This window comes from Gimesia fumaroli, assembly GCF_007754425.1.
GTDB classification, from domain to species: Bacteria; Planctomycetota; Planctomycetia; order Planctomycetales; family Planctomycetaceae; genus Gimesia; species Gimesia fumaroli.
Window position 1 is genome coordinate 5,594,657 of record NZ_CP037452.1, and the last position, 15,665, is coordinate 5,610,321.

Here is a 15,665-nt window from a genome sequence, read left to right on the forward strand (position 1 = left end):
ACTACCACGAATAGCGCGAAAAAATGTAGCGACTGTCTTAAAAATTCAGGAATTTCTCACGTTTGCCTCCCATTGTTTTCCTTCTTTGACCATGGTGTTGAGAATGATGAGCAGTTTGCGCATGGCAGCCACGAGTGCGACCATTTTCGGTTTTCCGTTTTTGACGAGCCGTTTATAGAACGCACTGATGATCGGGTTGTGCCTCAAGGCCACTACGGTGGGCATGTACAATCCGTTCCGGATCCGGACTCGTCCTCCGCCAATCGTCCGTCTTCCCCTCATGGTTCCGCTGTCGCGGTTCGTGGGTGCGACACCGACTAACCGTGAGATCTGCTTTCGATTCAGGCTCCCCAGTTCCGGCAGATCTGAGATGAGCAGAGTTGCCGTGATACTGGCGATGCCTGGTACCGATTGCAGGATTTTCGAACGTTTACGGGACTCCTCGTCGGCGTCAATCAGTGCCTTCAGTTCCTTCTCGATCTGCCTGAGCTGTTCTTTGTGGAAAGCAATGGATTGTTCAATCATCTTGATGACGTCCTGGTCCACAATGGTCTCCAGACGGTTCTTTTCCTGGATGATCATCTTGCTGGTCTGTTCCCGGCGAGAAGTAAATTCACGCATTTTCTGCTGGGCCTCTGTTAAAGGTGGAGTGAGCCGTGGGTCCATCACCTCGGCATATTCCCTGATGATGCGCGCGTCAATCTCATCGGTTTTGGCCAGTTGATTCTTCGCTCGGGCAAAGTCCCGGATAAGTCGGGGATTGACAACCGAAACAGGAATCTGGTGCTTGTGCAGACAGGCAACCAGCCTGTTTTCCCAGCCGCCGGTTGCTTCCAGGCAGACTCGAATTGGCTGAAGCTTCATAAGGACAGCGATGAACTTTTTTCTCCCGGCTGGTGTGTAGTGATAAACGACGGACTTGGAACGATCTGGGAAACTGACATCAAACTTGGCTTTTGAAATATCAATTCCGACGTCTTCTGTGTTAAGCTGATGCATGCTAAGGCCCTTCCTTGCAAATACGAGCTGGTGGTGGTGCACCGCTCAGGCGACTGTACGGGTTAAGGCATGAGAAGCGAGTGGCGATCCAGCTACGAATCGGTCTTTAAGACCAGGGGCGGACACGATCTGACACTCGCCACTAATGCTTCCCGCCTTTAAAGGCGGGAAGCATTGGCTTTATCTGCCTATCAAAACAAAGAACTCTAGACAGTCAAGAGCAGATACAAGGGGCCGACCCATGTGTCGGCCCGTGGTATCGATGTGGAATGCAGGAGGTTGTGCGAACTTTTCTCTGATTCCCTCGTTCGGCTCACCACAACAGAGTATAGCCAGGCGGGTCAACACATGGGTTGACCCCTACATTGAACCGGAATCAACGATACACATTTTTCGTGTGGTTTCGTGGTAGTCCATTTTTTCACGGTTCCCGATGTTTCGGTGTGGACTGTTTATCTGAGGTCGTTCAGGGGATATCTGATAGGATTCTCTCTCGTGTCGTACTCACTGTTAGCAAGTGTCAAGACCGGACACATTGGTAACACTCATGTAAACAGTTATACGACTTCATTACTGGGATTTCGTGATCCCGGCTCTGTTCGGTGGATTCTTTTCAACGGCGTGAGGGAGTCAACAGAAAATGGAAATTTTTTATACGGGAATCTGTGCCGAGCAGTTGTCCATGGAAGACGGGGGATGTCCCAAGTGGCGCAGAAGTGCGCCGAAGTGTGTCGACCCGCATAAGTTTCAGCCCGCGATTTTTTCAAAAATGGCTGAAACCAGCGGGTTTTATAGTACTCATATTTTCAACATGCTCGATCTGCACCTGAAACGAGGGTGCTCATTCGCGCGCGCGACGCATAACTCCGGAGTTTCGGGAATACCGCGTTCGGTTCAAGAGCGGGTTTATTCAGTCGCAGAGATATTGATGCACTGGTGCTGGATGTTAAGCGGGCGTAGAACCGTTATTCGCAATTTGAATGCTGGTTCAAAAACGGTGGCTGGCGCCATTCCGCTCACAATTCTATTACTCGCCGGGATATTTTTCCCAGCGGTAGGCGAGTTTCGAATTTTTCCAGAAGACTTTGTCGAGGGCCGACTGGCCTTTGTCCTGCAGGTAGTCGACGAGGATTTTCTGCAGCGTGACATAGTCGGCGGCGCGTTCGGAAACGGGCCAGTTACTGCCGAAGATCATACGGTCGACGCCGATCTGTTTCCAGATCACGTCCAGCGTGGGACGGTAGTAGTCCACGTCGGCGGGCACGTTGTCGGGACGATGGCGAGAGGCGCCTTCGACCAGTGCGGAGATTTTAACGAAGACCTGCTTCTGATCGGCGAGGGCTTCCATATAACGTTTCCACTCGGGATCGATTTCCTCTCCCTTGATCACGACGTTGCCGATATGGTCAACGACGATGCGCAGATCGGGAACTTTTTCCGCGAGGCGGCGGGCACCATCCAGTGTGACGGGGCCGCCATTCAGGTCGACCTGCAGTCCCATGTCGGCCATGAGTTTCATGTCATCAATGAACTGCTTCTGAGACAAGCCGGGTTCGAGCAGATTGTAATTAACACGAATGCCTTTATAGATCGGATTTTTCGCGAAGCGTTTGAGATGCGTACGGAACATGGGATCGCCGGGCGTCAAACGTCCGACGAAGCCGATGATGACCGGATTCTCTTTTACCAGATCCAGAATCCACTGGTTGTCTTCAACCAGCTTACTGGCTTCAACAACCACGGTGGCGTTGACCGGCTGGAACTTTTTCAATTCGACAAAATGTTTGGGGAGGACCGTGCGGTAGAGAGAAGATCCTTTGCTCGGCCAGGGAACACCTTCGGGACGCGTCGGATCGTAGAAGTGTGTATGCGTGTCGACGACTTTCGCTGGAAGCTGTGGCTTCGAATTTTCGGCACACAAACTGATGCCGGTCTGAGCGGCGATCAGACCTGTGGATGCGGTTTTGAGAAAGGTACGACGATCAATGTGGTGCATGATGCTGTTCCTCTGCGCTGACGATTTCTGCTTCGACAATGTTGACTATTACAGGATACCAGATTCTCCACAGTCTGCGATAGCTATCTATCTTTACAATAAAATACCCGATTGGGTGTGGAAATTGAATCGCACTTCCCTTTACGGGCTGTTTTTGCTAATTTTCACGCACTGTGTATCTTTCCTTCGCTTATTTTGGGATTCGCGTTGCCAGGATCGGCAACCAACAAATTCAACGGATTTGATATTGTGATGCCCGAGTCAGATGACCTCAACTCGAGTTTGAATCGTCGTGAACCACTGTCTTCCGAATCGGAGACAGAGGAAATCCTTCACAGCGAAATGGAAAAAACCGAGGTCGAATCGTCCTTAGAATCTGACTGGGACAACAACGACCTGTCTGATGAGATCGAAAATTTTGATCTCTCTTTCAAGTTTGAAGACTACGCCCCGGTCTGGATGCAGAAACTCAGATCATTGTATGGGACCGATCCGGAATGGTCACTGGCTTCGACGGTCGGTGCGGTTGCCATCATTCTGACGGTGCTGCTGTTACTGGCGATGCCGGAAGATCATGTTAAAAACGTGGCGGATGCCATAGTTCCCCCGGAACCGGAAGTGATTTCCAGTATCCCAGAGTTTATTCCTATCGACACGCGCGTTGCCGTTGAATTGGAAGTGACACTTCCTGTTGTCGAAATGGAAACAGAGCCACTGTATGTTTCGTTTGGGGATCTAACCGATTCGTTCTCCGGAATCGCAGTACGAGAAGAAACACCGATGCGACCCGAGATGCCTTTGTCTTTACCGGAATTCAATTTTCCCCCGGAACCGACGGCTGAACCTTCGCTGGTGATGGACGTTCAAAAAATTCGCATTATTGAGCGAGAGCTGCTGGACCCGACAATTGACGATGCCTTTTTTGTAGAAGCGAAACCATCATCAAGGGAAGTTCCTGGGCGGTTTGAGCCATCAGAAAGGCTGCTGTTTGATCAAAGCTGGCGTTTGATTGATCTGGCCCGTGCGGAGACACAGACGCAACAAGTCATTCGCCCGACACTATATCACGAACGATTTCCCGGCGGAGAACATCTGCAGGTAGGCCAGGAACAGCCACTCGACCGAAACAACCTGGATCGGCTCACACGGGTAACGGCTCCCGGAGCGGAAGAACAGCTTGATATTCAGATTCAGAAGCAGGTACCAGCGCAAGGCACCGTGCAGAACCTGCTGACGTATTCCATTCTGGTCACCAACCGGGGGACAAGACCCGCCTATGATGTGCGTGTGGACGAGACCATTTCCCCTGCCGTCAGCCTGGTGGATCTCTCACCGCCGGCGGACGTCAATCAAAATCATCTGCACTGGAAGATTGCGAGACTGGATCCTGATGAAGAGCGCGAACTGCAGGTGAAGGTCTTTCTGGATCAGGCGGGGAGCGTGAAAACCAATTCGGAAATCAAACTGGTTTCGAATGTGGCAAGTTCGACGGAAATCTCGAATCCACAAGTTGAGCTCAAGGTTCAAATGCCTGAAGTCGTCAGCGAGGGAGATGTCTTCCCGCTCGTTTTGATCATTCATAACCAGGGTCGTCTGAGCCAGGAACAGATCCGTTTGGATCTGGATCTGCCGGAAGGTCTGGAACACGAGGCAGGACGTCAACTGACGCTGACGATTGACCAACTGGCAGGCGGTGAATCGCGAACGCTACGGGCACGAGTGAAAGCGGTCAAAGCCGGGAATGTGAAATCGCAGGCGCAACTGATTTCGCAAGGCCACTCGCTGGATGTGGATGTATGGGACCAGACGATTCTGGCGAAACAAATTGCCCCCAAGCCGACAACAGCACCTCAGCCAAAGAAAACGACTCCGGCCACTCAACCGGCTCCGGTACAACCCGGCCCTGTGCAGTCCTGCCCCTGCCAGCCACAGCCGATCTATCTGCCTGTGCTCTATCTGTATCCCTGAGACGGTTCCCCGAAATTCGTTCAGAACAGCTCATAAACTGTACTTGAATTTGCCGAGGCATTCCCGATGATCTTACACAAACAACGTTTGTAAGATTGCAAGTCCCTTCAATAAGGGAGTAGCATAGAGATTATCCATTTACCGGCCTATGCCGAGGATTTTCTCCCCTTGCCTGAGAGATTCAGATGACTTCATTGCCTCACAGTGCTCGATGCTTATTACTGATGCTGGTGTTCTGTTTGGCCGCTCCCATGGCGACTCTCAATGCGGCCGATGCCACGCTGGGGCAGATCACCATCCAGACCGATGCACAGGCGATGGAGAATGAACCGGTGTTTGTGACGCTGCCTGAAACCGGGTTTGCTCAGGACGCGGTTTACCTCGTGGAAACAACAGATTCGAATTCACAGAAGATTCCTGCACAGATTGAAAATCGAAAACCGGAAGCAGACCGGCTCTGGTTCATTCTGCCGGGAAAGACGGCCGCGGGAAGCAAGCGGGTATTCGATCTGAAAGCGGAACAACTTGATGTCAAAACCAAAGTCACAATCAAAGATACCGGGAAGGCGTATCAGATGAGAATCGGAGATCGTCCGGTTTTAAATTACAATTACAAGCATATTCCAGCGCCAGATTTACTCGACCCACTGTATGGACGCAGTGCTCACATTCATCCGATCTGGACTCCTGGCGGTAAGATTGTCTCTGACGAATTTCCCCCGGATCACGCGCATCAGAGCGGTCAGTTCCTGGCTTATACCAAAGCGAAATTCGAAGGACGGGCAACGAACTTCTGGGAAATCAAAAGTAAAAAAGGACGCGTTCGTTTTCACAGATTGATTTCGAAACAGGAAGGTCCCGTCTTTGCGGAATTGAAAGTAGAGCAGGAACACGTTGATCTGACCGGCCCGGAAGAAAAGCCCGCACTGATGGAAGTGTGGACGATTCGGGTCTGGAATCAGCCCGGTAAAAAGCCGGACTTCTGGTTGTATGATATTACATCAGAAGCCCGCTGCGGTACGGAGAGTGAACTCAAACTCCCCAAGTACCATTACGGCGGGATGGCGATTCGCGGCGGTCGTGGCTGGTCAAAAGAGAACTGCCGGTTTTTGACATCGAACGGCAAGACGCGCGAGAATGGTAATCACGATCGTTCACGCTGGTGCGATATTTCGGGGACACGCGACAAGAAAAACAGCTGGAGTGGTTTTACCATTTTGAGTCACCCTACGAATTTTCGTTTTCCCGAACCCGTACGAATTCACCCTTCGATGCCCTACATGGTATTTACGCCCAGCGCGCTGGGTGATTGGGGGATTGAACCGGGCAAACCAAATGTCAGCCGCTATCGTTTTCTGGTTCACGATGGACAGGCCCATCCGAGCACAGAAACAGTCTGGCAGAATTATGCTCACCCTCCTACCGCCTCGCTCAAGTTAAACGCCAAACAGAATTGATTGCGGAAAGTATCAACAATGATCTGGGACTTACATTGCCACCTGTCTGGGGTGGATGGAAAAACGGCCGATGAACGCATCGCCCAGTTGATGGGTTATGCGGACCGGATGGGAGTGGAACGGCTGGTCTTTTTTATGGGCTGGCCTTTTCTCACCGATCCGAGTCCCAAACAATTTCGCAAGCAGAACGATCAGGTGCTGCAGGCGATCAGCCACTGGCATGATCGTGCGTTTGGCTTTGTGTATCTCAATGCAAAGTATGTAGACGAAAGCATCAAAGAACTGGATCGCTGTGTCAAAAACGGCCCGATGGTCGGCGTAAAATTGTGGGTGGCCTCTCGCTGCAATGATCCGGCGATTGACCCGATCATTCAACATGCGGCGAAACTGAACGCGTTAATCTACCAGCATACCTGGTTCAAAACCGGGGGAAATCTGGTAGGTGAATCGACTCCCAGCGACCTGGCTCTGATGGCAAAACGACATCCCGATACACCATTGATCGCCGGGCATATCGGAGGCGACTGGGAACTGGGACTGCGGGCGATTCAAGACAGTCCCAACTTGTATGCCGGGATTGGCGGATTTGATCCGACTGCCGGAATCACGGAAATGGCGGTGCGAACGCTGGGGGCCGACCGCGTGCTGTATGGCAGCGATATCGGGGGCCGCAGTTTTTCTTCACAACTCGCCAAGGTTCAGGGGGCCGACATTCCTGAAGTATCCAAACGACTTATTCTGGGTGGGAATCTGAAACGACTGCTGACCCCCATTTTGAAAAAGAAGGGGATCAAAGTATGATTTTTGACGTGAATGTGTACCTCTCCCGCTGGCCGTTCCGACGTTTGCCGCACGATGAAACGAATCAGCTGGTTCGAAAACTGAAACAGAATCAGATCCAGCAGGCATTCGCCGGCAGTTTTGACGGTTTGCTGCATAAGGACATTCGCACGGTGAATCAGCGACTGGTGGCAGACTGTAAAACGAATGGCTCTGACTTGCTGATCCCCGTGGGAACGATCAACCCTCGTCTGCCCGGCTGGGAAGATGACGTGATTGCCTGCCATGAAGAATGGAAGATGCCCGGCGTGCGGCTGCATCCCAATTATCATGAATATCAACTGAGCGATCCCGCGGTCAAAAAACTGTTCGCGATGGCGGCAGAGCGAAAATTGTTTGTGCAGATCGCGATGCGGATGGAAGATGACCGGACGCATCATCCGTTGATGCGTATCCCCGATGTCAACTTTGAGCCCTTACCCGATTTGATGAAGCAACACGATCAACTGCAGGTGACGATTCTGAATGGAATGAAGTCACTGAGAGGGGCGAACTTAACCAGGCTAACTGAAAACCCGAATCTCACGATTGAAATTGCGATGCTGGAAGGAGTCGGCGGAATTGAGAAGTTAATGAAACAGGTGCCCTACCAGCAGATATTATTCGGTTCCTATCTGCCGTTTTTCTATCTGGAATCGAGTTTGAACAAGCTGAAAGAGTCTGACCTGGGAATGGAAATCGAAACGCAGATCACGTGGGAGAATGCCCGGGCGCGGTTCCTGAATGCGAGCAGATAAACCGTTTCAGTCCGTCCACTCCAGATAGGGATCGAGTCCCATTTTGTGAAACATTTCGATGCGGTGCTTTTCGTGTTTCAGCATATCACGGCGCTGCTTGTGATGGAGTTTCTCCAGGAAGTTCTGCGTATTGTTGAAGAAAGAAATCCAACTCCCCGGCAGCTCTCCTTTGTCATCTGCTTTCGCGGATTTAATAATTTTTCCGAGCTGAGTCAGCTCCAGGCAACGCAGCAATTCATCTTCGAGAGAGAGAAAGAACTGATAGTTTCCCGGATCCCCCTGCCGGGCTGCCCGACCAATCAACTGGCGGTCAATCCGAGCGGACGTATGCATTTCGGTGGCGATGACGTGCAGACCTCCGTTTTCACGGACTTCGTCGGAGAGTAGAATATCGGTTCCACGCCCGGCCATATTTGTGGCAATGGTAACACGCGACGGCTCGCCCGCTTTCTTTACAATTTCCGCTTCCTGCGCATGATACTTTGCATTGAGGATCTGATGCGGAATGGCCTTCATCGCCAGTAAATCACCCAGCGCTTCCGATGCTTCTACGGAAGGTGTTCCGACAAGAATCGGGCAGCGTTTTTTTCTGATGTGTTCAATTTCCTCGACCACTGCCATGCGTTTATCCTGCATGGTTTTGAAGAGACGCGGCTTGCTCCCTTTACGAATACAGGGGCGATGTGTGGGAATCGAGGTCACAGAGACTTTATAGGTCTTACGGATCTCTTTTTCCGCTAATGCGGCGGTCCCCGTCATACCTGCCAGATGCGAATAATTCTGGAAGAAACTTTGTACGGTGATGCGTGCTGCCTGTCCGGTGGCAGCGGTAATAGGAACGTGCTCCTGTGCTTCGATTGACTGGTGCAGGCCATCCTGCCACTTCCGGCCGTCCATCATGCGGCCCGTCGATTCATCGACAATGACAACTTCATCATCGACGACGACATAATCCCGGTCTTTGAGGAATCCAAACCGGGCTACCAGAGATTGTTCGACCTGTTTATAGATCCGTTCGGTATCAATGGAATCCAGCAGAGAAGGCTTTGCCATCAGCAAGACCTTGCGACATCCCTGATCCGTCAGATATGCAGACCGCTTTTTCGGTTCATAGACGAAATCGACTTCAGACTCTAATTGATGTGTTGCCCGGTTACTCCAGCGAAACAGGTTCACCGAAGCAGCGTCATTCGGCTGAATGAGACCGATAATCAAAGGGGTACGTGCTTCATCAATCAAAACACTATCGGCTTCATCGATTAACGCGAAATAATTTCCACGTTGTACGAGTGGCTCTTTTCCTGATGCCTTATGATTTGTAATAGCCTGCTCTAACTGGCCCGGTGCACTGGCTCCGATCCGGATGCGATCGCGGAGAAAATCAAAGCCCATTTCATTCGCGGTGCCGTATGTAACATCCAGACCGTAAGCAATGCGACGATCTTCGTCTTCCATATCAGCGGTAATACAGCCGACAGAAAGCCCCAGCTTATTGAAAATCGGACCCATGATTTCCGAGTCACGTTGCGCGAGGTAGTCATTCACGGTGATGACATGACAACCTTTCCCCATTAATGCACGGAGGTAAGCCGGCAAGACTGCGGTCAACGTTTTTCCTTCCCCCGTCTGCATCTCAGCGATGCCGCCTTCGAAGAGAGCAATGCCCCCCATCAACTGCACGGGGAAATGCGCCATGTTTTTCGTGCGCCAGGCGGATTCTCGTACCAGAGCATAAGCCTCCGGAAGAATTTTCTTTAATGGCTCACCCGATTTGGCGCGCCAGCGCAATTCCAGAGAGTAGCGTTCCAAGCGATCGTCGGTCATTTTCTTCAGATCTTCACAGCGTTGAATGATCTGATCAGCCACTGCACTCCAACGAGATAAGCGTGACTGCTTGGGACGAAACCCTGCTTTCATCCAATGATAACTATGGGATGCGATGCTCAATTTGCCTCCTGGATCATTGGGGTTCTCTCAATAACAGATACGATTCGTTGAACCATGATGGCTCAAAAACAGATAAATGTGGTAACAGAATTATGACGGACCAGGGACTGAAAAGTAACGGAAGAAACTGAATTTCACGTCGTTCAGGTCTCTTATTAGTTTGATGAGAGAGGATGCAAACTGGCTATCTCGTAAGTCATTACATAATTTAACTTACATCAATCTATCCCTACCAGGCTCTCTAGGCTCTAAGCCATTTTTGTTAATTCTAACCGATGAACGTTCTTACAACAAAATAATTTTCTTCGATTTCGGAAGCACAGTCCCAAAAAGCCACCGAGTATGTAAGTTGTTATAATTTGTTGACTTAAAACAACAATCGAATCTGAATTTCTGGATCAAATGTTAGATTATTTGCATCCAATCGTCACTTTCGGTGCAGTTCGTTTTTTGCTTACGTCAAACACAAACAGACTATCTACACCATACAATTATCGTAAACATTGGAAACATTCTAATTTACCTGTTTTTTTAGGTATGACGCGGCATTTAAAATCTTTAACTGAACAGTCAGGCTTTTTCTATACAAATGCGACAGGCCTGAGTGTTGAAAATTATCAACCAAGCTAGTTCTCAATATAAAAAAGACACCAGTTAAATGATCTCAAAATTCGTTGACAACCTGTGGCGTCCCCGAAGAAGCAAACACCATCGCCGTTCGAAACGAGCCATTGCTCCGATTTCTGCTACAGAAAAGCTGGAAGATCGAACCTTGCTCAGCGGACAGGACCTGATTGGTTTCGCACAGGCACTGACGGCCGCCAATGTCACTCTATATGGTGCTGCCTGGGATGCCAATACGACAGAGCAAAAAGCTTTACTGGAAGATGGTGCCTCATTTCTGCAGTTTGTTGATGTGACCAATGCGAACCGCACATTGAACGCGAACGCTTCTACCGTTGGTATTCTTCTCCAAGAGGATGTACGTCCTATCTGGCGACTCGATGATGGGACCTTGATCGACGGAAGTACGATCACATCCCTGCAAGATTTATCCACGGCAACCGGTGTCGCGATTACAATGTCAGAAGGGCCGTACCTGAAAGAGATTGCCGACCAGAATTTGATTTCCGGGACTGGCCTGCACGTGGCGCTGGATGGATTCGATCCTGACAATGGCGAGTTAAAATATACTGCTGTAAGCAGCGACGATACAAAGGTCCAAGTTCGGGTTCTTGAAGGCAATCGCAGCCTGCGTATCTCTGTCGCAGGTTACGGCGACATGGTCTTTGAATTATTTGAAGGCCGCGCATCAAGGGCCACCGAGAAGATTACGGCCTTAGCCGAAGCTGGTTTTTATGACGGTGTCGAATTCCACCGAATTTTTGGAGGTGGCTTTTTGCGGGGTGGTTTCAACCCCAGTTTCGACCTCGGTACTCTGCCTCCAGGCGTCGCCAGTTACTTCGATGATCAATTTCACAATGAACTTCAGCATGTGCAGTCGGGCCTGCTTACAATGTATAAAGCACCTGTCACGGACGAGCTTGTGACTGATGATCTTAATTTCTCCCAGTTTATTGTCACCAATGACGTAAGTCGAAATTATGATTTCCAGAATACCATCTTTGGATATCTCGTCGAGGGAGAAGAAGTCCGTGACGCGCTGAGTAAAATTCCAGAGACGGATGAATTCCCTGACTTTACCGTTACGATGGAAACGGTTGATGTCTTCACCGATGATGAAAATGCCACGCTGGTTTTAACGGCAAATGAAAGCTTCACCGGGTCGGCAACGATCACTGTCACAGTCGAAGATGAAGATGGCAACATTCAGCAACGCCAATTTCAGGTGAATGCGACGAATGACATGATTACGGATGCCACTGATGTGGAGAATGCCAAACCGTATCTGTTAGATATTCCGGATTTACAGGTCCGACCTGGAGAATCGATTCAATATCAACTGGTAGGAGTCGACGCAGACATGGGAGCTGTCAATGGTAATTCCGAAATCCAATACTTTTCACAAGGCGATCTCCCTGCGCTGTCTCTTCCCGCATCGGTCCCGTCGGGAATGTCCTATGACGTGAACGAGACGACAGGACTACTCCAAATCTACACTTCACCGGGAATGGCATTCGGAGTTTATGAAATTACCGTTGCCGTAGGCTTTAACAATATCACCGATCTAGTTGAAGATGAAATTTATGGTGACCAGGAATTTGTTGACTATCAGGTTGTGACAGTGATTGTGAATGACCCTGCGATTGCCAACGACGATTACCTGGCAGTCCAGGGTGATATGGATTCATTAGATGTTCTCCAGAATGATACGACTGAATCCGGGGAATCGATTGTTATTGACATGGAAACCGGTGAATTGCGTGAAGGCTATTCTGTGGAGATCGAAACCCAGCCTACTCACGGAGGGACGGTCACCTTCAACCCTGCAACCGGGAAAGTTGATTTTGTTTCCAATGGTTCAACTTATATCGGACTGGATAGTTTTACTTACCGAGTCAAAGACAGTCTGGGCGCCCTTTCCGAAATTGGTACTGTCACTTTTTCGATGGCTCCTGAAGGAGTGATTCTGGTCACATCGTTGCTTGAGGACGATCCAACCAAAGTTACCTTGCGTAATGCGATTATAGCCGCCAATCTTGATACTGCAGTGGGAGCCGCCGCTGCGGGTAATGGCTCTGATACAATTATGTTCGATCCGGCTTTATTTATCGATCAAGAGACATCGAACATCATCTCCCAGACAATAGATCTTAAAGGGGGAGATCAAGAGCTTGAGATTACCGATTCCCTCACGATTATCGCCCCGACTTCAGAAAATGGAGATCCGCTGTTAACCCTCGACGCCACTCTCGATGGTGGTGATTCGTCCCGCCATTTTAAAATTACCGATGGATTAGCAGGCAATACTTTTCTGGTCAGTCTGCAAAACCTGATTTTGATCGAGGGAAAGACCAATGATAACGGCGGTTCTATTTTCAACGCGGAACATCTGGTGCTCAGCAACAGCCAATTGCTGAATAATGAATCATCAATGGGGCTGGGTGGGGCTATTTATAATACGGGCACGCTTGAACTCACAAATACGGTTTTGCAATCAAACCATGCGATCACTTCCAGTGGTGGTGCCATTGCCAGCTTTTTCGGTTCGGTCACACTGACTCAGTCCACTATTGATGATAGTGATGCTGAAGGTTCTGGCGGCGGTATCTACGCCGTGAACTCTGATGTCACCTTAATCAATAGCGTCATTTCGAATAATACCGGTTTCACTGGCGGTGGAGGTGGACTTTATCAAAATCAGGGCCTACTCACCGTGACTGGTTCTTCCTTTATCAACAATATGATTCAAAATACCTTAGATGGTGGCGGCGTCTATGCCAATGAAACCACGACCAGTATTTCCGGCTCGACGTTCCATATGAACCAAAGCTCTGGTTCGGGTGGCGGCTTATACCAGAATTTGGGAGATCTGTCGGTACGCAATAGTACATTCTCTGAAAATGAAGCCGTGTTTGGAAACGGCGGGGCAATTTATACCAGCGCCATTACGGTTGCTGTTGTGAATTCAACAATATCGGGGAATACGGCGAGCGAGAACGGCGGAGGAATTTTCTTTGAAGATCATATCAACTTCGATAGTGGAACAATCGACAACAGCACAATCGCCGCAAACCATGCCGACATGGACGGCGGAGGACTCCACTTTCAATTCATCCAGGAAAAAATCAGGGCCAATCATACGATTATTGCTGATAACACAGCATCGGGCAGTGGCGCCGATGGGCTGGGTTCTTTAAGTGGCTATTACAGCCTCATCGAAGATACCAGTGGGTTAGATCTTCTGGGAGGGGTCAATTTTATCACGGGTCAGGACCCGGGATTACTTCCCCTGGCGGACAATGGCGGTTTGACTCAAACCCATGCGCTTGATTCAGGCAGCATCGCGATTGATGCAGGTGATCTCGCGTTTGACCCCAATACCTTTACGCCGGCATTGACCTTAGACCAGAGAGGTTCATCACGCATTGCCGACGGTAGTAACGACACTGTAGCTCGTGTGGATATTGGTGCCTACGAAGCGGAAGCCGTCCTGGGAAGTACCGACCTGATTGTAAAGCGGAGTGCCACGAACCCAGGATCTTCTGGCGAACTGAGTTCGTTACCTGCCAATGTCGATTTCATTGATGAGTGGAACCCGGTTCTTGTCGAGATCTGGGTGAGTATCACCAATTCATCTGAAAATGGTGTCGCCTCTGCTCTGGTTGACTTTAACTTTGATGCCCAGTATCTGGTTGCAGATTCGATTGAGTACGGCTCTGCCTTTTCCGAGAATCAAACTGGAATCATTGATAATGAAACAGGAATGATTACTGGTTTAGGAGCCTCAACCAACCTTTCTGGTTATGGAGCTGAATCACACGTCCTGCTGGCACGTGTTCATCTCTCAGTCAAACCTGTAGCATTAGAGACTGACGGACACTACATCGAGCCCGTTGCCGATTTGAATTTCGAAATTTTAAATAGTAGTGTGATCTCATCGGTCGGAGCAGCCACCGTCACTGAGGGAGCTGCAGTCAATCTGACGCTGGTTCCCGCCTTGTATGATCTCAATGATAATGGTTCTATCGACATCAGGGACCTGATCCTTTTTATTAACGTTTACAACCAAACAACGGGAGAGTCCGCAGCCCCCGGTGTCTGGGCTGCTGACTTTGATCGCTCAGGGAAAGTGAATGTTCGTGACCTGTCTCTGCTTATTACTAACTACCGGAAAGTTCAGGGAAGCGGAAACTTCTTTGTCTATCCTTCAAATTTTGATGAAATCTGGCAGCAAAATAATCTGATCACCTCATTCATCAATCCGGAAGACTCAAATTCCCAAAGCCTGACTTTAGACCTGGTTGATCCGGTGCTTGAGGCTGCTACAGAACAGCTGACTGAAACCCACGGGGATTCGGTCTCAGCACAATTGGACGATGTGAAGATTGAGATCGTCGAACTTCCAGGGAATCAAATCGCAAAATCAAATGCCGAAACCAATACGGTCTATCTGGATGTGAATGCCGCAGGGTGGGGCTGGTTTGTTGATTCGACTCCGTTCCTGAATGAAGAATACAACGAAACAGCGTTGGGAATATTTGATGCTGCCTTGTTCAGTTCTGCAGACGGCCAGATTGATCTTCTGACTGTCCTGCTGCATGAACTAAGCCATCTTCTGGGTTACGACCATAGTCACGAAAGTGCTCTCATGGAGCCCGTCCTGGATCCGGGAGAACGAAAACTCAGCACTTACGACGAATCGGATGATTTCTTCAGTGGCTACCTTGATTCAGATTTTGGGGGGCTCAATTAAACATCAATACAGGGACCAGGCTTTTTCCATGAAAAAGCCTATAAGAAGGTGAGAAATTGAACGTTCAGACGTCCAGAAGAGAAGACTCTGTCTCCCATTGATCCTTAAAACCATAAGTAACCGTTATTTTTCGGATGATCTTTTCTATCTTTTGCTTGACATCCGTAGTTTTACTGCTGCACAATCAGTGTTAAATTTACCCATTTTAACAATAAACCTTACAAGTTGATTTTGATTAACGCGAACAAGATGGCATCTCAAGGCGATCTTGCTCAATCAAATACACATAAACCATTTATTACAAATAAGTTACAGACAACTACTACTCACAGACACGCGACTCG

8 protein-coding genes are annotated in these 15,665 nt (G+C 49.5%); 5 read left to right on the forward strand and 3 right to left on the reverse strand.

The window, feature by feature from the left end; genetic code table 11:
- Positions 1-45 precede the first annotated feature (45 nt).
- Positions 46-999, reverse strand: coding sequence for an IS110 family RNA-guided transposase (locus tag Enr17x_RS21355; RefSeq protein ID WP_145311728.1), 954 nt, complete (start codon positions 997-999; stop codon positions 46-48).
- A gap of 1,027 nt (positions 1,000-2,026) precedes the next feature.
- The gene (locus Enr17x_RS21360) at positions 2,027-2,995 is read right to left on the reverse strand and encodes an amidohydrolase family protein (RefSeq protein WP_145311729.1); all 969 of its coding nucleotides are present in this window, start codon (positions 2,993-2,995) and stop codon (positions 2,027-2,029) included.
- A 252-nt stretch (positions 2,996-3,247) separates the two neighbouring features.
- On the opposite strand from Enr17x_RS21360, the gene Enr17x_RS21365 reads away from it, so the two are divergent.
- From Enr17x_RS21365 to Enr17x_RS21380, 4 genes are all read left to right on the forward strand, one after another.
- Positions 3,248-4,963: a COG1470 family protein gene (locus tag Enr17x_RS21365; RefSeq protein ID WP_145311730.1), complete on the forward strand. Its 1,716-nt coding sequence runs from the start codon at positions 3,248-3,250 to the stop codon at positions 4,961-4,963.
- 185 nt (positions 4,964-5,148) lie between these two features.
- Positions 5,149-6,420, forward strand: a complete 1,272-nt coding sequence (locus tag Enr17x_RS21370; protein WP_145311731.1) for a DUF6807 domain-containing protein — start codon at positions 5,149-5,151, stop codon at positions 6,418-6,420.
- Between the two features lie 18 nt (positions 6,421-6,438).
- Complete coding sequence (locus Enr17x_RS21375) at positions 6,439-7,221, forward strand: amidohydrolase family protein (RefSeq protein ID WP_145311732.1); 783 nt, start codon at positions 6,439-6,441, stop codon at positions 7,219-7,221.
- The gene (locus tag Enr17x_RS21380) at positions 7,218-7,997 is read left to right on the forward strand and encodes an amidohydrolase family protein (RefSeq protein WP_145311733.1); all 780 of its coding nucleotides are present in this window, start codon (positions 7,218-7,220) and stop codon (positions 7,995-7,997) included. The genes Enr17x_RS21375 and Enr17x_RS21380 overlap by 4 nt, the downstream gene beginning before the upstream one ends.
- Positions 7,998-8,003: 6 nt before the next feature.
- On the opposite strand, the gene Enr17x_RS21385 is transcribed toward Enr17x_RS21380, so the two are convergent.
- Positions 8,004-9,944 (reverse strand): preprotein translocase subunit SecA, encoded by a 1,941-nt coding sequence (locus Enr17x_RS21385; protein WP_145311734.1) that lies wholly within the window; start codon positions 9,942-9,944, stop codon positions 8,004-8,006.
- Positions 9,945-10,602: 658 nt separating this feature from the next.
- Between Enr17x_RS21385 and Enr17x_RS21390 the strand changes: the two genes are divergently transcribed.
- A complete protein-coding gene (locus Enr17x_RS21390; protein WP_145311735.1) occupies positions 10,603-15,321 on the forward strand; it encodes a peptidylprolyl isomerase in 4,719 nt (1,572 codons plus the stop codon).
- Positions 15,322-15,665: the final 344 nt, after the last annotated feature.

Bases quoted from the DNA above. Each gene is read 5' to 3' on its own strand.
- Enr17x_RS21355 (WP_145311728.1), bottom strand. From the start codon at position 999: ATGCATCAGCTTAACACAGAAGACGTCGGAATTGATATTTCAAAAGCC.
- Enr17x_RS21360 (WP_145311729.1), bottom strand. From the start codon at position 2,995: ATGCACCACATTGATCGTCGTACCTTTCTCAAAACCGCATCCACAGGT.
- Enr17x_RS21365 (WP_145311730.1), top strand. From the start codon at position 3,248: ATGCCCGAGTCAGATGACCTCAACTCGAGTTTGAATCGTCGTGAACCA.
- Enr17x_RS21370 (WP_145311731.1), top strand. From the start codon at position 5,149: ATGACTTCATTGCCTCACAGTGCTCGATGCTTATTACTGATGCTGGTG.
- Enr17x_RS21375 (WP_145311732.1), top strand. From the start codon at position 6,439: ATGATCTGGGACTTACATTGCCACCTGTCTGGGGTGGATGGAAAAACG.
- Enr17x_RS21380 (WP_145311733.1), top strand. From the start codon at position 7,218: ATGATTTTTGACGTGAATGTGTACCTCTCCCGCTGGCCGTTCCGACGT.
- Enr17x_RS21390 (WP_145311735.1), top strand. From the start codon at position 10,603: ATGATCTCAAAATTCGTTGACAACCTGTGGCGTCCCCGAAGAAGCAAA.